Raw genomic sequence first — 18968 nt, 5'->3', positions numbered from 1 at the left:
TGCCGGACGAATCGTCATCCATGCCCGTTTCGGGAGCTAAAATGCTGCCTCACGCGCATCGCCCGGTGGCCGGGTGCCTGCGCCGTCGGGGGGCGGAGGCACCCGGCCGCGTTTCTTCGCCTCGATGACGACGTCGACGGCGTGCTCCGGGTCCACCAGCCGCGGCATCGGCACCTCTTCGATCTCCCGGCACCACGCACCCAGCAGCTCGTCCAGGCGAGCCTCGGCGGGATCGCGGTGCTCGGTCATCGGTCCCCTCACAAGGTCTCGTGGCAGCGCCCCGAACGGCGTCGACTACTCGGTGTTGTCGCCGGATTCGACTTTGCGTTACCGGGATGTGGCCGCTCCCACCCGCGCCGGGGACACCCTCACGAGGGAGCCGACCAGGGGCGCGCGCCGACCCTCACCTGGGGCAGCGGTAGCGTGGTGGCGCCCGTACGCGGCCGCCGGACCCCGGCGGCGACGCCTCCTTCCGACACGAAACCAGGGGACCCGACCATGAGCGGCACCCGGCCGGAGCCCGGCGCCAACCCCGTCGCCCACGCCCTCCAGCTCGCCCGCGAAACGCTGCCGCCGATGCACCCCGCCGGCCGCCCGTTCGTGGCCGGCGGCGCCGTCGCGACGCTGCTCGCCCGCCGGTTCTCCAAGCGCCTCGGCGTCCTGGGCGCCCTGACGACCGTGGCGATGGCCGCGTTCTTCCGCGAGCCGAAGCGGGTCCCGCCGCCGCGTGACGGCGTCGCGCTGGCCTCGGCCGACGGCATCGTGTCGCTGATCGAGGAAGCCGTCCCGCCCGCCGAGCTCGGCCTGCCCGCCGAGCCGCGGATGCGCGTGTCGGTGTTCCTCTCGGTGTTCGACGTGCACGTCCAGCGCGTGCCGGCGAACGGCGTGATCGAGCGCGTCGCCTACCGCCCGGGCAAGTTCCTCTCCGCCGACCTGGACAAGGCCAGCGACGACAACGAACGCAACTCCGTGCTGATGCGCACCGAAGACGGCCACGAGCTCGTCGTCGTGCAGATCGCCGGGCTGGTCGCGCGCCGCATCCTCTGCGAGATCCGCGAGGGCGACAAGGTCGGCGCCGCCTCGACCTACGGCATCATCCGCTTCGGCTCGCGGGTCGACCTCTACCTGCCGCCGGGCTCGACGGTGCTGGTCAGCAAGGGCCAGCGCACGGTCGGCGGCGAGACCGTGATCGCCGAACTCCCTGCCGCGCCTGCGAAAGGCTGATCGATGGTCCGCGTGACCACCCCCGGCGTCCGGCTGCTCCCGAACGCCATCACCGTCCTCGCGCTGTGCGCGGGCCTGTCGGCCGTGCAGTTCGCGCTGACCAAGAACTACGCGATGGCGATCGCCTCGATCGGCATCGCGGCGGTGCTCGACAGCCTGGACGGCCGGATCGCCCGCCTGCTCGACGCGACGTCGAAGATGGGTGCGGAGCTGGACTCGCTGTCCGACGGCATCTCGTTCGGCGTGGCGCCGGCCCTGGTGATCTACGTGTGGCAGACCGGCGCGGACCGGATCGGCTGGGTGGCGTCGCTGATCTTCGCCGTCTGCATGATCCTGCGGCTGGCCCGGTTCAACACGCTGCTCGACGACACCGAGCAGCCGGCGTACGCGGGCGAGTTCTTCGTCGGCGTCCCGGCGCCCGCGGGTGGCCTGCTGGCGATGCTGCCGCTGGTGGCGTGGCTGCAGTGGGGTGCCGGCTGGTGGTCGTCGCAGTGGGTCGTGTGGGCGTGGACAGTCGCCATCGCGGCGCTGCTGATCAGCCGCATCCCGACGCTCTCGCTGAAGACGGTCAAGGCGCCGGCCAAGGCGATCGCACCGCTGCTGCTCGGCGTCGCCCTGCTGGCCGCGGCGATCATCCAGTTCCCGCTGGTCGCGCTGATCGCGGCGATGATCCTGTACCTGGCGCACATCCCGTACTCGGTCTACCGGCACCGCTGGCTGGCCGCGCACCCCGAGGCCTGGACGGTCCCGCCGCGCGAGCGCCGCGCGATCCGCCGGGCCTCCCCGCGCCGCCTGGGCCTGCGACGTCCGCTGCGCCGCCGGGTGGCGGGCGCGGCAATGCGCGCGGTCCGCCTGCCGCGCACCGGCGAGACGGTCCGCACCCCCCGCGCCAGCGAAAACGGCCAAGGCCCGCGGCGCCGCTCGTGGCGCCAGATCGGCCTCCGCCGCAAGTAAGGCCGTGATGCCCCTCCAATCACGGGCGATGCCCCTCCAATCACACGTGATGCCCCTCCAATCACGCGAGTTCCGTCCCCAATCACGCGAGATCGTTCCCCAATCACGCGAGTCCCGGCCCCTGATGACGTGAGCCGACCCTCTGGGTACGCGAGTTCGCCGTTCCGGTACGGCGATCACCCGTGATCCGAGAGGCATCACCCGTGATCAGCCGGGCATCACGTGTGATCGAGGGGGCATCACCGGTGATCGGAGGGTCGACACGCGTGATTGAAGAGACGACACGGCTTCCTCCTCCTGCGGGGCCGCCGGATCGCTAGGGTGAACGGCGTGAGCCACCCGCAGATCACGCTGACCGTCCGGCACACGCCGTCCGCGCTGGACACCCGCCGCGGCGTCGTCCGGCTGCACCCCGAGGTCCTCGACGCGCTCGGCCTGCGGGCCTGGGACGCCGTGCACCTCACCGGTGCCCGGGTCAGCGCCGCCCTCGCCGCGCCCACCGACGAGGCCGACGTGCCCGGCATCGTCCTCACCGACGACGTCACCATGTCGAACCTCGGCGTCACCGAAGGCGCCGAGATCGTGGTCGCGCCGGCCGATGTCTCCGCGGCGAAGACGGTCACCGTCGCCGGGTCGCGGCTGGCCAGCGTCTCGGTCAGCCCGCACATGCTGCGGCTCGCCCTGATCGGCAAGGTCCTGACCGTCGGCGACGCCGTTTCGCTGTTGCCGCAGGACCTCGCGCCGACGCCGGGGTCCGACCCCGCCGGCCTGCGCGGCCAGCTGTCCCGGGCGATCGGCGCGACCTGGACGAACGAGCTGCTCACCGTCACCGCGACCGAGCCGGCCGGCACCGTCGCGGTCGGACCGTCCACTGTGGTCGTCTGGCGCGACGGCGCGCGGCCGGCGCCCGAGCCGGCCGCGCCCCGGGCGGCGACCGCGCTCGTCCGCACCTCCGCCGTCACCGCGGCCGAGGAGTGGATCGACGCGGAGATCGTCGAAGACGAGGTGGTGGTGGTCGAGGAGGCCGTCGAACCGGCCGTGCCGCTGGCCGACCTCATCGGCACGGAAGCGACCGCGCGCAAGCTCGCCGAGTGGTTCGACCTGGCGTTCCACCGGCCCGAACTGCTCGCCCGGCTGGGTGCGCCCGCCCACCTCGGCGTCCTGCTGTCCGGCCCCGAGGGGGTCGGCAAGGCGACGCTCGTCCGCTCGGTCGCGAACGAATCCGACATCCGCGTGGTGCCGGTGGCCGCGCCGAACCTCGCGGTGCTGGACCCGAACGTCGCGGTCGCGCGCCTGCGCGAGGCGATCCGCAAGGCCGAGGGCCCCACGGTGCTGCTGCTCACCGACGTCGACGCGCTGCTGCCCGCGGCCACGCCGCCGCCGGTCGCCACTGTCGTGCTGGAGGAGCTGCGGACGGCGCTGCGGCGCGAGCGCTTCGCCGTCGTCGCGACGACGGCCCGCGCGGAGTCCGCCGACCCGCGGCTGCGCGCCGCCGACCTGCTGGACCGCGAGCTCGGCCTCGCGCTGCCGGACGCGAAGACGCGCCGCGAGCTGCTGAACGTGCTCCTCCGCGACGTCCCGCTCGACACGGGCATCGACTGCGGCGTCCTGGCCGAACGGACGCCGGGGTTCGTCGCCGCGGACCTGATCGCGCTGCGGCGGGACGCGGCGCTGCGAGCGGCGTTGCGCCAGCGCGACGCAGATGAACCGAGGATCTCGCAGCAGGATCTCCTGGACGCGCTGGCCACCGTCCGCCCGGTGTCGATGTCCACTTCGGACAACCTGGCCACCGGCGGCCTGACCCTGGACGACGTCGGGAACATGGTCGACGTCAAGCAGTCGCTCACCGAAGCGGTGCTGTGGCCGCTGCGGTACCCGGACTCGTTCGCGCGTCTCGGCGTCGAACCCCCGCGCGGCGTGCTGCTGTACGGCCCGCCCGGCGGCGGCAAGACGTTCCTCGTGCGCGCGCTGGCCGGCACCGGCGCCCTGAACGTCTTCGCGGTCAAGGGCGCCGAGCTGATGGACAAGTGGGTCGGCGAGTCCGAACGCGCGGTGCGGGAGCTGTTCCGCCGGGCCGCCGAGGCCGCGCCGTCGCTGATCTTCCTGGACGAGATCGACGCGCTGGCCCCGCGCCGCGGCCAGTCGTCGGACTCCGGCGTCGCCGATCGCGTGGTCGCGGCGCTGCTGACCGAGCTCGACGGCGTCGAGCCGATGCGCGAGGTCGTCGTCCTGGGCGCGACGAACCGGCCGGAGCTGGTCGACCCGGCGTTGCTGCGGCCGGGCCGGCTGGAGCGCCGCGTCTACGTGCCGCCGCCGGACGCCGAAGCCCGCGCGGCGATCCTCGTGGCCAGCTCGAAGAACACGCCGCTGGGTTCCGATGTGGACCTCGCCGAGGTCGCGTCCACTCTGGACGGTTACTCGGCCGCCGACTGCGCGGCGCTCATCCGCGAGGCGGCGCTGACGGCGATGCGCGAGTCCCTGGAGGCCCGCGAAGTCACCGCGGCGCACCTGGACGCGGCGCGCAAGACGGTCCGGCCGAGCCTCGACCCGGCCCAGCTCGCGACGCTGGAGGCCTACGCTCACGCCCAGGCCGGCGACTGACCCACTTCGCGCAGCAAAGCCGCACTTTCACGTGAAAGTGCGGCTTTGCGCTGCAAAGTGAGGGTCAGCTGCCCTTGTGGCCCGACTCGTAGTTGTTCGTCACGATGACGATCACGCCCGGCGTCGCGTCCTGTATCCCGGCGAAGCGGGGCTCGGCCTTGAAGCCGAACTCCTGGGCGAGCTGCTTGGCCGCCGCTTCCTCGTCGGTGCCCGGGCGGTAGTACGCCGTGGTCGCCGGGATGACGCCCTGCGAATAGTTGCTGACCTCGGTGACGTTCCAGCCCGCGCCGGTGAAGTCGTCTTTGGCGCGCGCGGCGAGGCCCTTGATCGTCGAGTTGTTGAACACCCGGACGGTGACCCACTTGTTCGACGCCTGCTGGTCACCCGGCTGACCCTGGCCCGGCTGGCCCGGCTGCCCCGGTTGACCTGACGTCGGCTGGCCCGGCGTCGGCGAGGTCGACGGCGGCGCGGGCGACGTCGGGTTCGTCGACGTGGAGCTCGGCGGCGGAGAAGACGGCGAGGTCGGCGGCGACGCACTGCCGGACGTGCCCGGCGGGGTGGTCGTGCCGCTCGGCCCGGCTTCGTTCGACCCGCCGCCGCTCAGCGCGGAGACGCCGCCGATCACCGCCGCGATGATGGCCACCCCGATCAGGGCGACGCCCGCGGCCTTCATCGGCCGGGACATTCCCGAAAACACGCTCATTTCAGCTCGATCCCCAGTCGCCGGGCACCACGTTTGCGCTGACGGGCGGCACGCGTCTTCTGCAGCCGCCTCACCAGCATCGGGTCGGCTTCGATCGCCTCCGGCTTCTCCAGCAGCTTGTTCAGCAGCTGGTAGTAGCGCGTCGCGGACAAGTCGAAGCGTTCGCGGATGGCGTTCTCCTTCGCCCCGGCGTGTCGCCACCACTGGCGCTCGAAGGCGAGGATTTCGACCTCGCGTTCGGTCAGGCCGGGCACGGGCTTCGGCGGCGACGGCTGCGGCTCAGCCATCGACTCCGCGGCGTCCATCCGGGTCCCTCTCAATCGGGGTTCTGGCGAATCGGATCAAGCTCTTCCGCGGGCGTCATTGAACCACGGAAGCGCACGCCGACGTGGGCATCCGCTTCGGCGCGTCACGGTCTGATGCAGGTCTACCAGAGGGGTCCGACTAAAATGTGCCGCCGTGACCATCCACCCCATCGTGATCGCCGGCGAACCCGTGCTGCACCAGCCGACTCGGGAGATCACCGAGTTCGACGAGAAGCTGCGCACGCTCACCGACGACATGTTCGAGACGATGTACGCCGCCGAGGGCGTCGGCCTCGCGGCCAACCAGATCGGCCTCGACCTGCGGGTGTTCGTGTACGACTGCCCGGACGACGAAGGCGTGCGCCACAAGGGCCTGGTCGTGAACCCGAAGCTCGAGACGTCGGAGATCCCGGAGACCATGCCGGACCCGGACGACGACTGGGAGGGCTGCCTGTCGGCGCCCGGCGAGTCGTACCCGACGGGCCGCGCGAAGTGGGCGAAGGTGACCGGCTTCGATCTTGACGGCAACCCGATCGAGGTCGAGGGCACCGGCTACTTCGCGCGGTGCCTGCAGCACGAGACCGACCACCTGGACGGGTACATCTACCTCGACCGCCTGGTCGGCCGCCACGCGCGCGCGGCGAAGAAGATGCTGAAGTCCAACAAGTGGGGCGTCCCCGGCCTGTCGTGGCTGCCCCCGAAGACCCCCGAGGACGACGGCGCCGTCATCTGATCTCGGAAGTCCGTGAATGTCGCATTGAGGGACTTGAAGTCCCTCAATGCGACATTCACGGCTTTGAGCGGTGGGTCAGCAGCCGAGGAAGTGGCAGCGGACCACCCGCGGCGTCTCCAGGACCGAGCCCGCCTTGACGTCCCAAGCCAGCCGGACGTACTGCGCGTGCGTCCAGGCCAGCGGCGTCGCCGAGTTGTTCGGCGTCCCGGCCGGGAAGCCGGTCTGCCCCGACGGCGGGTTCTCGTCCCACACCTGCTCCGGCATGGTCTCCGCCGAGCTGCTCACCCGGCCGAGGTCACGCAGCCGCCGCGCGGCCGACGCCGGGTCGCCGAGCGTCAGCTCGTACTCGCCGCGCTCACCGGCGAGCAGCGGCCACAGCCGCCCGAACGTCGTGCGGCTCTCGGCCGGGAACGTGTAGTCCCACGGCGAGCCGTCGGCCTGCTCGCCGTAGCCGTCCTTGGTGTACCGGTGCCAGAACTGGCCGGTCGGCGTGGTGAACGCGATGTCCTTGTCCGTCACGCGCACGCTGTTGCGGATCACCGGGTCGTCGGCGCGGTAGATGCCGAGCCGGACCAGGTCGAGGAAGCCCGCGTCGGTGACCGCGCGCTGGTCCATCGTGACGCTCGAGTTGCCGAGGTTGTACGTCGTCGGAGCGTTGGCGTTCGCGTCCTTCGTGAGCCGGACGAAGTACGGGTCCTTCGACAGCGGCCCGTTCGTGGTGATCGTCTGCTTGGGCAGGTCGGCCTTGAACTTGTCGGCCGCCGCGAGGTAGCGGGCGGCGTCGGCCGGAGCTCCGTTGTGCGAAGCCAGGTCCGCGGCGCAGACGAGCCCGGCGATCACCGAGGCGATGGTCGACGGGGACCAGCCGTCCTGCTCCTCCCAGCGCTCCTGCTGGGTGTACGGCGCAGGCTGCCCGCCCGGGCCGGTGTAGCCGAGGATGAAGTCGGCGGCCTTGCGGACGCCGGGCCACAGGTCGTTCCGCCCGAGCTGCTGGGCCAGCACGATCGGGAAGGCGGTCTCGTCGAGCTGGATCGACGTCCAGTACGGCACGCCGTCGACCCGGCTGTTCTGCGGCATGTGCCCGTCGGCCTGCTGCTGCGTGCCGAACATGTACGAGACCGAGCGGTTCGCGGCGGCCTTGTCGCCGCCGGCGGCCAGACCGGTCGCGATCTGGTAGAGGTCGCGCGGCCAGACCAGGTGGTAGGTGCCGGACGGCGACCACTCCGGGTCGTTGTTCCCGAACCGCCACGGCATGCTCGGCGACGCGATGAACGCGCCCGGGTGGTGCTTGTCCTCGCTCGCGGCGAGCGTCAGCATCGACGCCTTGTAGAGGTCGCGCTCGGCGTCGGTCTTCAGCGACGACGGCGGCTTGCTGATCCCGCGCAGGTACTGCTCCCAGCCGCGGTCGTACGCGCGCGTGATGTCACGGACGCCGCGTCGCTGCGACGCCTGCGCGCTGCCGAGCGCGTCGGCGGCCTTCGCGCCCATGCCGAGGGCGAGGGTGACGTGCCGGTTCCGGACGCCGTCGGCGCTCGTCTGCCCGGTCAGCAGGACGTTGCCCTTCGCGGCGGAGTCGTACGTCGTGAGCTTGAAGGTCTGGGTGAGCTGCGTGTTCCCGTCGGACGCGCCCGCGTAGCCGACGCTGGTCTTCGTGAAAGCCGGCTTCGCGGTCAACGCGGCGGCGTTCGTGGCGTCCTGCGCGGTGACGGCGTCGCCCTTCCGCGCGGCCGAGTCGTCGGAACCGTCGTTGGTCAGGTCCGGATCGGCGACCGCGTAGAGCTGGTACGGCCGTCCGGTGAGCGACTGGAAGTCGACGTCCACCAGCACCGTCGTGGCGGCCGGGTCGGTGACGTACGTCTTGCGCAGGCGCCAGCGGTGCTGGTCGTCGGTGATGGTCTGCTCGTAAACCAAACTGTCGTCGTCGGTGCGCCGCACCTGCTGGGACTTGGCCGTGTAGTCGGCGACGGCGAAGCTGCGGCCGTCCGTGACGACGAAGTTCATCGACCGGACGCTGGGCGTCGACAGGTCCGGGTAGTAGACCTCGGACATCTGGCCACCCTGGAGGGTGAACCAGACGTTGCTCGACCGGTCGTGCGCGGTGCCGAAACCGGTCTTGTTCGCGGGCAGCCAGCCGGGATGGGCGCCCGGGGCGCCGGGAGCCTCTCCCGCGGCTGCCGCGATCCCCGGGATCAGGCCGGTGACCAGCAGCCCGGCGAGGGCGCCGAACATGAGTTTTCGCATATCAACCCCACAGAAGTCACTTCTGCACCGTTACAGAAGCGCCTGGAAGTCTCTCGCCGATCCTTCACCGGCGCATGGTCCGATCCGGTGAACCACCGACCGTCACTGGTCCGGTCACGGCGCCGGTTCACCAGCAGCGAACGGACTTCCCGCTCGACCGGGCGCACACTTGTAGTACCTGCAACGGTGTAATCGAGGTGCCCTCATGGATGACGCGATGGACGCCTACTCGCGCGCCGTCAGCACGGTCGCCAAGACCGTCACCCCGCACGTCGCCGGGGTGCAGCTCGCGCGCGGCAGCGGCTCGGCGGTCGTCTTCGCCGACGACGGCCACCTGCTCACCAACGCCCACGTCGTGGACGGCAACCGAAAAGGCGTCGCGACCTTCGCCGACGGCAGCGAGGTGCCCTTCGACGTCGTCGGGGCCGATCCGCTGTCCGATCTCGCCGTGCTGCGGGCGCGGGGTGAGACACCGTCCGCCGCCCGGCTGGGCGATGCCGACCAGCTCGTCGTCGGGCAGCTCGTCGTGGCCGTCGGGAGCCCGCTCGGCTTCTCCGGCACCGTCACCGCCGGCGTCGTCAGCGCGCTCGGGCGGGCGCTCCCGGTGCGGCAGGGCCGGGCCACCCGCGTGATCGAGGACGTCATCCAGACCGACGCCGCGCTCAACCCCGGCAACTCCGGCGGCGCGCTCGCGGACTCCGCCGGCCGCGTCGTCGGGATCAACACCGCGGTCGCCGGCTTCGGGCTCGGGCTCGCCGTGCCGATCAACACGACCACCCGGCGGATCATCGACACGCTCGTCGTCGAGGGCCGGGTGCGGCGCGCGTACCTCGGCGTCGTCGGTGTGCCCGCGCCGCTGCCGGACGACGTCGCCGGGCGCACCGGCCAGAGCGCCGGGCTGCGGGTGCACGAAGTCGTCTCCGGCGGCCCCGCGGACCGGGCGGGTCTCAAGGCCGGCGACCTCGTGCTGACCGTCGGGCGCACCCGGGTGTCGGACGCGCAGGGGATCCAGCGGCAGCTGTTCGCGGAAGTGATCGGCACCGCACTGCCGATCACCGTGCTGCGCAACGGAGCCATGGTCGACGTCTACGCGACCCCGGCCGAACTGGTCGGGTGAGGTGAGCGGGCTTGAGTATGTCGCCCCGGCGTGGCATGGTCGGTGGCACAACACCAACGCGGGAGCTCGCGCCATGGCGGGCTGAGAGGGTGACTTGCGTTTCGCAGGCGTCACCGACCGCATGAACCTGACCGGGTAATGCCGGCGTAGGGAGTGAAAGTCGTTGACCACGCTCGAGAACAAGCACGTCTCCGTCACGACCGGCCCGATCACGGGCTCGCACAAGGTGTACCACCAGACCGAATCGGGACTCCGCGTTCCGGCGCGCAGGATCGACCTCTCCAACGGCGAACACTTCGACGTCTACGACACGTCGGGCCCGTACACGGACCCGGAAGCCGAGATCGACGTCCACAGTGGACTCCACCGGCTGCGGGCCGGCTGGGCCGACGGGCGTGAGCACAACACCCAGCTCGGCTGGGCCAAACAAGGCGTCGTCACCAGGGAAATGGAGTACATCGCCGCCCGTGAGCGCGTCGAGCCGGAGTTCGTGCGCGCGGAGGTCGCCAGCGGCCGCGCCGTGATCCCGGTCAACCGCCGCCACCCCGAGACCGAGCCGATGATCATCGGCAAGAACTTCCTGGTGAAGATCAACGCCAACATGGGCAACTCGGCCGTCTGGTCGTCGGTCGAGGAAGAGGTCGACAAGATGGTGTGGGCAACCCGCTGGGGCGCCGACACGATCATGGACCTCTCCACCGGCAAGCGGATCCACGAGACGCGCGAGTGGATCATCCGCAACTCGCCGGTCCCGGTCGGCACCGTGCCGATCTACCAGGCGCTGGAAAAGGTCGACGGGGAACCGGAAAAGCTGTCGTGGGAGATCTACCGCGACACCATCATCGAGCAGTGCGAACAGGGTGTCGACTACGTCACCGTGCACGCCGGCGTGCTGCTGCGCTACATCCCGCTGACCGCGCGGCGCGTCACCGGGATCGTCAGCCGGGGTGGCTCGATCATGGCCGCGTGGTGCCTCGCGCACCACCAAGAGTCCTTTTTGTACACGCACTTCGAGGAACTCTGCGAGATCCTGCGCCAGTACGACGTCACGTTCTCCCTGGGTGACGGCCTGCGCCCCGGCTCGATCGCCGACGCCAACGACCGCGCCCAGTTCGCCGAGCTGGAAACTCTCGGCGAGCTGACGCACATCGCGCGCTCGCACGACGTCCAGGTGATGATCGAAGGCCCCGGCCACGTGCCGATGCACAAGATCAAGGAGAACGTAGAGCTCGAGGAAAAGCTCTGTGGCGAAGCACCTTTCTACACCCTCGGTCCACTCGCGACGGACATCGCGCCGGGCTACGACCACATCACGTCGGCCATCGGCGCGGCGCAGATCGGCTGGTACGGCACGGCGATGCTCTGTTACGTCACGCCGAAGGAGCACCTCGGCCTGCCGAACCGCGACGACGTCAAGACCGGCGTGATCACCTACAAGATCGCCGCGCACGCCGCCGACCTCGCCAAGGGCCACCCGTACGCCCAGGAGTGGGACGACGAGCTGTCGAAGGCGCGCTTCGAGTTCCGCTGGAACGACCAGTTCAACCTCTCGCTCGACCCGGACACGGCGCGGTCGTTCCACGACGAGACGCTGCCCGCCGAGCCGGCCAAGACCGCGCACTTCTGCTCGATGTGCGGGCCGAAGTTCTGCTCGATGCGGATCACGCAGGACGTCCGCAAGTACGCCGAGGAGCACGGTCTGTCCACTGTGGAGGCGATCGAAGCCGGCATGGCCGAGAAGTCGGCCGCGTTCTCGGACGCCGGCAACAAGGTCTACCTGCCCGTGGTGCAGCCGTGACTCCGCCGACCGCCCTCACCATCGCCGGATCCGACTCCGGCGGTGGTGCGGGCATCCAGGCGGACCTGCGGACGTTCTTCGCGCACGGTGTCCACGGGCTCGTCGCGCTGACGGCGGTCACCGTGCAGAACTCGCTGGGCGTCCAGGGTTTCACGGAGATCCCGGCCGACGTGGTCACCGCGCAGATCAAGGCGGTGGCGTCCGACATGGGCGTCAACGCGGCGAAGACGGGGATGCTGGCGTCCGCCGAGATCATCCGCGCGGTCGCGAAGACGCTGGACGAGGTCGAGATCGGCCCGTTCGTGGTCGACCCGGTGGCGGCGTCGATGACGGGTCACGCTCTGCTGCGCGAAGACGCCCTGGAGGCGATCCGCACGGAGCTGTTCCCCCGCGCGACGTTGGTCACGCCGAACCTGGACGAAGTCCGGTTGCTGACGGGGATCTCCGTCGTGGACGCGGCTTCCCAGCGCGAAGCGGCCGAGGCGCTGCTGGAGTTCGGTTCACAGTGGGTGCTCGTCAAGGGCGGCCACATGCAGGGGACGTCCGAGTGCGTCGACCTGCTGTCGGACGGCCACGAGTTCATCTCGCTGACCGGCCCGCGCTACGAGACGGAGAACACCCACGGCGGCGGCGACACGCTGGCGTCGGCGATCACGTCGTCCCTGGCGAAGGGCGCCTCGATGCCGGACGCCGTGGCGGCGGGGAAGAAGTTCATCGAGCGCTGCGTGGCGGAGGCCTACCCGCTCGGTGCGGGAGTGGGGCCGGTCTCGCCGTTCTGGGTGCTGCCCGGTCGTGAGTGAGAAACGGTGGTTCTAACACTGTTTCTCACTCACGACCGCTCACTCAGCCGCGCGGCAGCACCTGGGGCAGCACCGTCGTGAGCCCGGTCCAGTCCGACGTGATCACCGACGCGTGCTGCTTCGCCAGGTCGGCGACGCGCTGGCTGGCCTGGTCGACCGTCGGGTTGTGCGCGTCGATGGCGGGCGCGACGTTCTGCCCGTCGGTCATCACGACGTAGTAGTGGTTGGCGTCGTACCACCACGGCCCGGTCTGCGTCACCCACGCGTTCGCGTCGCCGTCGAACACGACGAACCACGGCTTGAGGTCGGCGGCGTACTTGTCCCGCGGGTCACCGCCGGCCGCGCCGTGCACGGTCGGGAAGATGTTCGCGTCGCCGAGCTTGCCCGCGTTCTTGAGCCCGACCAGGTACTTCGCGTACTCGACGTCCGTCTTCAGCGTGTCGGTCGGGTTCTGCTCTTCGACGGTGCCCGGGATGATCTCGGTGATCACCCGGCCCCGCAACGCGTCCACGGACGGCCAGTTGTCCGCCTTGGCCGCGTCGTCGAGCGTGCCGTAGCTCCCGAGCAGTTCGGCCGGGCGGAACGCGACGCTGCCGAGGTGCGAGCGGAACGTCGCGTCCAGCTCGTCCGGCCCCATGCCCGTGTTGTCCGAGAAGCCCGTCTTCATCTCGAGCTTGAGCGTGATCGGCGTGTGCCCGGGGTGGGCGGCCAGCCAGATCCGGATGTCGTCGAGGCAGTACTCGAGGTTCTTGTTCTTCCCGCCGGTGTACAGCTGCGACGCCGAGGTGGCCGCGACGCAGTTGTTGTTGTTCCCCAGCGGGTTCGAGTGGCTGACCTTCCACTCGTGGGTGAAGAAGTCCGGCCAGACGTCGAGCTCGATCAGCGACGACCCGGCGTCGAGCGCGCGGGCCAGGTAGTCGTAGGCCGCGGGGTCGTACGTGTTGTGCACGCCGACCGTCGTGACGTGGGAGAGCTTCGGGCTGTCCGCATTGGCCGCGGTCGCCCCGGAGAGCACGAGAGCTGCCGTGAGGAACGCCGCCGAGAAGAGCTTCATCCAGGCTCCTTCGCCCATGAACTGGTGAGTAGCCCACACAATGTGCCACCGTGGTGGACTGTTGATGAAGCAAAAGCGGCCGATTGGCCTAGACCAGAAGTCGGGAAGAGAATGACCACGAGCCCGCCCACCGCGTTGACCATCGCCGGATCGGACTCCGGCGGTGCCGCCGGGCTCCAGGCGGACCTGCGCACCTTCCTGGCCTGCGGAGTCCACGGCCTGGTCGCGGTCACCGCCGTCACCGTGCAGAACACGCTGGGCGTGCACGACCGCGCCGACCTGCCGCCGCACATCGTGGCCGGGCAGATCGAGGCCGTCGCGGCGGACATGGGCGTCGGCGCGGCCAAGACGGGCATGCTGGCCTCGGCCGGGATCATCCACGCGGTCGCCGCCGCGTGCGACCAGGCCGGGATCGGGCGCGACGAGGAGATCCCGTTCGTCGTCGACCCGGTCGCGGCCTCGATGCACGGCCACCCGCTGTTCGACGACGCCGGCCTGCACGCCCTGCGCGACGAGCTGCTCCCCCGCGCGACGGTGCTCACGCCGAACCTGGACGAGGTCCGGCTCCTGACCGGCATGACGGTCAAGGACCGCGAAGGCATGCACACCGCGGCCGTGGTGCTCCAGCGGATGGGGCCTCGCTATGTCCTCGTGAAGAGCGGCCACCTGCAGGCCGACCCCGAGTGCGTGGACCTGCTGTTCGACGGCTCGACGTTCGTGGAGCTCCCCGGGCGGCGGTACGCGACGCCGCACACGCACGGCGCGGGCGACACGATGGCGTCGGCGCTGACGGCGGGCCTGGCCAAGGGCATGTCCGTGGTGGAGGCGGCGCGGTACGGCAAGTGGTTCGTCTCGCACGCGGTCGAGCACGCCTACCCGATGGGAGCCAAGGTCGGCCCGGTCTCGGCCTTCTGGCGGCTGGCGCCCGAGGAGCACTGAGCACTCGCCCGGTTACGATCCCTGCGTTTACTCATCCTTGAACTGAGCAGGGGGCGGCCTTGACCGGGCGCGAGCGGGTGGCGAAGGTCCTCGAGGACCGCCGCTTCCAGAACTTCATCATCGCCGTGATCGTGTTCAACGCGGCCACCCTCGGCATGGAGACGTCGACGTCGCTGGTCGACGGCTACGGCCCGCTCCTGCACGCGCTCGACCACATCGCGCTCGGCATCTTCGTCGCCGAGCTGCTCGCAAAGTTCTACGCCTACCGCGGCGCGTTCTTCCGCGACAACTGGAACGTCTTCGACCTGCTGGTCGTCGGCATCGCGGTGATCCCGGCGACCGGGCCGTTCGCCGTCCTGCGGTCGCTGCGCGTGCTCCGGGTGCTGCGGCTGATCTCGGTCGTGCCGTCGATGCGCAAGGTCGTCTCCGGGCTGCTCGCGGCGATCCCCGGCATGGCGTCGATCGCCGCGCTGCTCGCGCTGATCATCTTCGTCGCCGGCGTGATGGCGACGAAGCTGTTCGGCGTGATCTCGCCGGAGAACTTCGGCGACCTCGGGACTTCGCTGTTCACGCTGTTCCAGGTGATGACCGGCGAAGCGTGGCCGGACATCGCGAAGGAGATCATGGTCCAGGCGCCGATGGCCTGGATCTTCTTCGTCGTCTACATCCTGGTGTCGAGCTTCGCGGTGCTGAACCTCTTCATCGCCGTGGTCGTCAGCGGCATGGAGGACGAGCTGCGCCAGGACATCCGCGAGGAAGAGGCGAAGCAGGCCGAGACCCAGGCCGCCGCGAACCAGGAGATCCTCGACGAGCTGCGCGCCCTGCGCGCGGAGCTCGCCGAACTGCGGCAGAACGCGGCTTAGCCGTCCGCGATCAGGGCTTCTTCCGGGCCCGGCGGCCCATGATGGTTCCCCCGATCACGGCCACGAGAGCGATCACCACGAGCACGCCGCCCATGGGGCCGTCGGGAAACCAAATTGCGGCCAGCGTCGATTCCACCACGCTTACCTCCCCAGGTGTTCCGGTCTACGGTCGACCGTCGTAGCGGGGGGTACCCGCTCAGCCGGCGCGCGACACCCGAGGCGGGTCCTGATCATCCGCGATCAGCGCCTCCAGCGCCGGGAGCGCCGCCGTCAGGGCTTCGCGGTGCTCGGGCGTCAGCCGGTCGAGACGCCGGTTCAGCTCCTGCACCCGCGTCGACCGGACGCCGGACACGAGCCGCTCGCCCTCTTCGGTCGCCTTCGCCAGCCACGCCCGGCGGTCGACCGGGTCGGACTCGCGGCTGACGTACCCCGCCTCGACCAGGGACGCGATGATCCGCGACATGGTCGCCGCGGCGACGCCCTCCTTCGCGGCGAGGTCGCCGAGGCGCAGCTGGCCGGAGATGACCAGCGTCGCGAGGGCCGAGATGGCGCCGTGGCCCGGGCCGGGCACCCCGGCCTGCCGCAGGGACCGGGACAGCCTGCCGACGGCGAGGTACAACCTGCCCGAGACGTCCTGGACGGAGGTGCTGGTCACGGCTGGCTCCTTATGCCTCACGCGTGCGCGGGTGCGCCGGAAAGTGCCGTCAACCTTACGGGTTCGCCGTGCACGTTCGGCGTTAAGGCACCCGGGTTCACCGGGGTGGACTCGACGCCTGCGCCCAGAACCGCTGCGGCACGCGCCCGGCGCTCCGGGCCAGGTGACCGGCGACGACGGCCGACCGCATCGCCGCGGCCATCCGTTCGGGGTCGGTCGCCCGGGTGACGGCGGTGGACAGCAGGACGGCGTCGCAGCCGAGCTCCATCGCCAGTGTCGCGTCGGACGCCGTGCCGATTCCGGCGTCGAGGATCACCGGCACGCCCGCCCGCGAGACGATCAGCTCGATGTTGTGCGGATTCCGGATGCCGAGGCCGGTGCCGATCGGCGCGCCCAGCGGCATGACGGCGGCGCAGCCGGCCTCCTCGAGGCGCAGCGCGAGCACCGGGTCGTCGTTCGTGTAGGCGAACACGGTGAACCCGTCGGCGGCCAGCCGTTCGGCGGCGTCGAGGGTTTCGAACGGGTCCGGCAGCAGCGTCCGGTCGTCGGCGTGCACCTCGAGCTTGACGAGATCGGTACCGAGAGCCTCCCGCGCGAGCTGCGCGGTGAGCACGGCTTCGGCGGCCGTGCGGCAGCCCGCGGTGTTCGGCAGCAGCTCGATGCCGAGCCTTCTCAGCAGCTCGAGGACGCCGGAGCCGCCTTCGGCGTCGGCGCGGCGCATGGCGACGGTGGTCAGCTCGGTGCCGGACGCGACCAGCGCGCGTTCGAGCACGGCGAGGTTCGCCGCGCCGCCGGTGCCGATGATCAGCCGGGACGTCAGCTTGCAGGTGCCGATGACCAGCGGTTCTTCGTCCATTTCAGCCTCCCTGGACGGCGGTGAGCACGTCGACGCCGGCACCCTTGGGCACGGCGGTGGTGGGCCAGTCGCTCCGGCGGACGACGACGCCGTCGACCGCGACGGCGATGCCGGGCCGCTGCCCGCCCGACGCGTCGAGGACGTCGGCGACGGTGGCGCCGTCCGGGAACTCGGTCCACTTCCCGTTGAGCTTGATCTCCATCACACGTGCTCCTTCTGGTGCAGGCGGGCGGGTGAAGCCGCTTCGACGCCTTCGGGCGGCTTCTCACCCTCGAGCCAGGCGACCACGGCGTCCGCGGTCACGGGGGCCATCAGCAGGCCGTTGCGGTGGTGCCCGGTGGCGGCGAAGACGCCGTCGTCCAGGACGCCGATGTACGGCAGCACGTCCCGGCTGCCGGCGCGCAGGCCCGCGGCGGTCTCGACGAGCTCGTACTCGGTGATCGCGGGGAAGACGCGCTCGGCGCCCTCGATCAGCTCGCGGACGCCGCGCGCGGTGACGGCCCGGTCGAAGCCCGCCTCGTACTGCGTCGCGCCGAGGACGAGCTCCTGGTCGCCGCGCGGGACGAGGTAGATCGGCCGGCCCTCGACGACGGCCCGCACGGTGCGCGCCGGCGGCGGCAGGCAGCCGCGGCGGGGTTTCAGGCGCAGGATCTCGCCCTTGAGCGGGCGGACGGCGTCGGCGAGCTGCGGGTGCAGCCGGCCGGTCCAGGCGCCCGCGGCGAGCACGACGGCGCCGGCGTCCGGGATGCGTTCGACGCGTTCCCGGACGAACCGGACGTCGCGCTCCTGGCAGGCCGCGTACAGGGCGTGGAGGAGTTTCCGGTTGTCCACGGCCAGGTCGCCGGGCACGTGGAGTCCACTTCGGACGGAGCCGACGCCGGGTTCGAGCCGCTTGGCCTCCCGGCCGGTCAGCCGTTCGGCCGCGCGGCCGAGCGAGTGCAGATGGCCGGCGAGGATGTCGAGGTGACCGGCGTCGGCGCTGTCGAAAGCGACGACGAGGGTCCCGTGCTCGGCCAGCCCGGGGTCGACGCCCTCCTGGGCGAGGTCGCTCGCGAAGCCGGGCCAGCGCCTGAGCGACTCCTCACCGAGGGCGAGGACGTCCTCCTCGCCCGGCCAGGCTTCGGTGACCGGGGCGAGCATGCCGCCGGCCAGCCAGGACGCGCCGCCGCGAACGGGTTCGGGGTCGTAAAGGGTGACGTTCTGCCCGCTTTGCGCGGCGCGCCACGCGACGGACAGGCCGATCACGCCGCCGCCGACGACGGCCAAGGTGTTCGTCATGGGAATCACGCTCCCTGCGCCGGCATGACCCGGATCAGGTTCCACGGTCGGAGCGGCAGCTCCCTCTCAGCCCGTGCTTCGGGCTCCCGTGCGGACCACCCCACCCTAGCTCGGGAGGTACGGTCGCCGCTATGCCCGCCCTCTCCGGTGACAAGATCCGCGCCCGCCTCGACAGCGCGCGCCTGTACCTGTGCACGGACGCCCGCACGACCCGCGGCGACCTGGCATCCTTCGCCGACGCGGCCCTGGCGGGCGGCGTCGACATCATCCAGCTGCGCGACAAGACCGGCGCGCTGGAAGCCGCGGGAGAGATAGCGGCGCTGGAGGTACTGGCCGAGGCGTGCGCCCGCCACGGTGCGCTGCTGTCGGTGAACGACCGGGCGGACGTGGCGCTGGCGGTGGGTGCGGACGTGCTCCACCTGGGCCAGGACGACATCCCGGTACCCCTGGCCCGGCGAATCCTGGGTGACGACGTGGTGATCGGCCGTTCGACGCACTCGGTTTCGCAGGCTGCGGCCGCCGCGTCGGAGCCGGGGGTGGACTACTTCTGCACGGGCCCGTGCTGGCCGACGCCGACGAAACCCGGACGTTCGGCGCCCGGGCTGGACCTGGTCCGTTCCGTCGCCGCCTCGGCCGTCTCGCGGCCCTGGTTCGCGATCGGCGGCATCGACGGTCCGCGGCTCCCGGAGGTGCTGGAGGCGGGGGCGTCGCGGATCGTGGTGGTCCGGGCGATCACCGAGGCCGAGGACCCCGAAGCCGCCGCTCGCGAGCTGCGCGCCCGCCTCCCCTGAAAGAACGGGTTCGGTCGAACCCGCGCAGTTGTTACGGCCGAAATCAGATCTTCATC

General features: G+C 71.1%; 20 protein-coding genes and 2 riboswitches. Of the genes, 10 read left to right on the top strand and 10 right to left on the bottom strand.

The features are described 5' to 3' along the window. Positions 1-36: 36 nt before the first annotated feature. Positions 37-249, bottom strand: a complete 213-nt coding sequence (locus ACZ4TR_RS05315; protein WP_465285842.1) for a hypothetical protein — start codon at positions 247-249, stop codon at positions 37-39. 249 nt (positions 250-498) lie between these two features. Here ACZ4TR_RS05315 and ACZ4TR_RS05310 point away from each other — a divergent pair, with 249 nt between their 5' ends. The 3 genes from ACZ4TR_RS05310 (at position 499) to ACZ4TR_RS05300 (ending at position 4779) form a co-directional block, all read left to right on the top strand. Beyond that, entirely contained in the window at positions 499-1224 is a 726-nt protein-coding gene (locus ACZ4TR_RS05310) for a phosphatidylserine decarboxylase (protein WP_364528634.1), read from the top strand. A gap of 3 nt (positions 1225-1227) precedes the next feature. Then, positions 1228-2178, top strand: coding sequence for a CDP-diacylglycerol--serine O-phosphatidyltransferase (gene pssA, locus ACZ4TR_RS05305; protein ID WP_465285841.1), 951 nt, complete (start codon positions 1228-1230; stop codon positions 2176-2178). A gap of 330 nt (positions 2179-2508) precedes the next feature. After that, a complete protein-coding gene (locus ACZ4TR_RS05300) occupies positions 2509-4779 on the top strand; it encodes an AAA family ATPase (protein ID WP_465285840.1) in 2271 nt (756 codons plus the stop codon). Between the two features lie 64 nt (positions 4780-4843). Here ACZ4TR_RS05300 and ACZ4TR_RS05295 read toward each other — a convergent pair whose 3' ends face one another. Further along, on the bottom strand, positions 4844-5482 hold the full coding sequence (locus tag ACZ4TR_RS05295; protein ID WP_465285839.1) for a LytR C-terminal domain-containing protein: 639 nt from the start codon (positions 5480-5482) through the stop codon (positions 4844-4846). Beyond that, positions 5479-5787 (bottom strand): DUF3263 domain-containing protein, encoded by a 309-nt coding sequence (locus ACZ4TR_RS05290; RefSeq protein WP_364528646.1) that lies wholly within the window; start codon positions 5785-5787, stop codon positions 5479-5481. The genes ACZ4TR_RS05295 and ACZ4TR_RS05290 overlap by 4 nt, the downstream gene beginning before the upstream one ends. 154 nt (positions 5788-5941) lie before the next feature. Here ACZ4TR_RS05290 and ACZ4TR_RS05285 point away from each other — a divergent pair, with 154 nt between their 5' ends. Beyond that, entirely contained in the window at positions 5942-6520 is a 579-nt protein-coding gene (locus ACZ4TR_RS05285; RefSeq protein ID WP_364528649.1) for a peptide deformylase, read from the top strand. Between the two features lie 75 nt (positions 6521-6595). Here ACZ4TR_RS05285 and ACZ4TR_RS05280 read toward each other — a convergent pair whose 3' ends face one another. Continuing rightward, on the bottom strand, positions 6596-8761 hold the full coding sequence (locus tag ACZ4TR_RS05280) for a glycoside hydrolase family 15 protein (protein WP_465285838.1): 2166 nt from the start codon (positions 8759-8761) through the stop codon (positions 6596-6598). A 205-nt stretch (positions 8762-8966) separates the two neighbouring features. Here ACZ4TR_RS05280 and ACZ4TR_RS05275 point away from each other — a divergent pair, with 205 nt between their 5' ends. The 3 genes from ACZ4TR_RS05275 to thiD (ACZ4TR_RS05265) all read left to right on the top strand — a co-directional run bounded on the left by ACZ4TR_RS05275 (position 8967) and on the right by thiD (ACZ4TR_RS05265) (position 12476). Beyond that, positions 8967-9878 (top strand): S1C family serine protease, encoded by a 912-nt coding sequence (locus ACZ4TR_RS05275; RefSeq protein WP_465285837.1) that lies wholly within the window; start codon positions 8967-8969, stop codon positions 9876-9878. Positions 9879-9926: 48 nt separating this feature from the next. Next, positions 9927-10048: riboswitch (TPP riboswitch) on the top strand. Then, on the top strand, positions 10042-11676 hold the full coding sequence (thiC, locus tag ACZ4TR_RS05270; RefSeq protein WP_465285836.1) for a phosphomethylpyrimidine synthase ThiC: 1635 nt from the start codon (positions 10042-10044) through the stop codon (positions 11674-11676). It overlaps the preceding riboswitch by 7 nt. Beyond that, complete coding sequence (thiD, locus tag ACZ4TR_RS05265) at positions 11673-12476, top strand: bifunctional hydroxymethylpyrimidine kinase/phosphomethylpyrimidine kinase (RefSeq protein WP_465285835.1); 804 nt, start codon at positions 11673-11675, stop codon at positions 12474-12476. Before thiC ends, thiD (ACZ4TR_RS05265) begins: the two co-directional genes overlap by 4 nt. Before the next feature lie 43 nt (positions 12477-12519). On the opposite strand, the gene ACZ4TR_RS05260 is transcribed toward thiD (ACZ4TR_RS05265), so the two are convergent. Further along, entirely contained in the window at positions 12520-13530 is a 1011-nt protein-coding gene (locus ACZ4TR_RS05260) for a phosphatidylinositol-specific phospholipase C domain-containing protein (protein WP_465285834.1), read from the bottom strand. 111 nt (positions 13531-13641) lie between these two features. On the opposite strand from ACZ4TR_RS05260, the gene thiD (ACZ4TR_RS05255) reads away from it, so the two are divergent. Then, entirely contained in the window at positions 13642-14469 is an 828-nt protein-coding gene (gene thiD, locus ACZ4TR_RS05255) for a bifunctional hydroxymethylpyrimidine kinase/phosphomethylpyrimidine kinase (protein WP_465285833.1), read from the top strand. A gap of 59 nt (positions 14470-14528) precedes the next feature. Continuing rightward, complete coding sequence (locus tag ACZ4TR_RS05250) at positions 14529-15332, top strand: ion transporter (protein WP_465285832.1); 804 nt, start codon at positions 14529-14531, stop codon at positions 15330-15332. A gap of 10 nt (positions 15333-15342) precedes the next feature. On the opposite strand, the gene ACZ4TR_RS05245 is transcribed toward ACZ4TR_RS05250, so the two are convergent. The 5 genes from ACZ4TR_RS05245 to thiO all read right to left on the bottom strand — a co-directional run bounded on the left by ACZ4TR_RS05245 (position 15343) and on the right by thiO (position 18121). Further along, complete coding sequence (locus ACZ4TR_RS05245; protein ID WP_364528836.1) at positions 15343-15471, bottom strand: hypothetical protein; 129 nt, start codon at positions 15469-15471, stop codon at positions 15343-15345. Between the two features lie 57 nt (positions 15472-15528). Further along, entirely contained in the window at positions 15529-15987 is a 459-nt protein-coding gene (locus ACZ4TR_RS05240; RefSeq protein WP_364528833.1) for a MarR family winged helix-turn-helix transcriptional regulator, read from the bottom strand. Between the two features lie 97 nt (positions 15988-16084). Beyond that, positions 16085-16843, bottom strand: a complete 759-nt coding sequence (gene thiG, locus ACZ4TR_RS05235; RefSeq protein ID WP_364528830.1) for a thiazole synthase — start codon at positions 16841-16843, stop codon at positions 16085-16087. Between the two features lies 1 nt (position 16844). Further along, positions 16845-17045 (bottom strand): sulfur carrier protein ThiS, encoded by a 201-nt coding sequence (gene thiS, locus ACZ4TR_RS05230; protein ID WP_364452293.1) that lies wholly within the window; start codon positions 17043-17045, stop codon positions 16845-16847. Continuing rightward, positions 17045-18121, bottom strand: coding sequence for a glycine oxidase ThiO (thiO, locus tag ACZ4TR_RS05225; protein ID WP_465285831.1), 1077 nt, complete (start codon positions 18119-18121; stop codon positions 17045-17047). Before thiO ends, thiS begins: the two co-directional genes overlap by 1 nt. Continuing rightward, positions 18116-18221, bottom strand: a riboswitch (TPP riboswitch). Its footprint overlaps the gene before it by 6 nt. 31 nt (positions 18222-18252) lie before the next feature. Here thiO and thiE point away from each other — a divergent pair. After that, positions 18253-18912, top strand: a complete 660-nt coding sequence (thiE, locus tag ACZ4TR_RS05220) for a thiamine phosphate synthase (RefSeq protein WP_465285830.1) — start codon at positions 18253-18255, stop codon at positions 18910-18912. The last annotated feature ends 56 nt before the right edge of the window (positions 18913-18968 follow it).

Source organism: Amycolatopsis sp. NPDC028719 (assembly GCF_055565395.1).
Note: the sequence above shows the minus strand (reverse complement) of the source record. Positions and strands in the feature narration are given on the sequence as shown.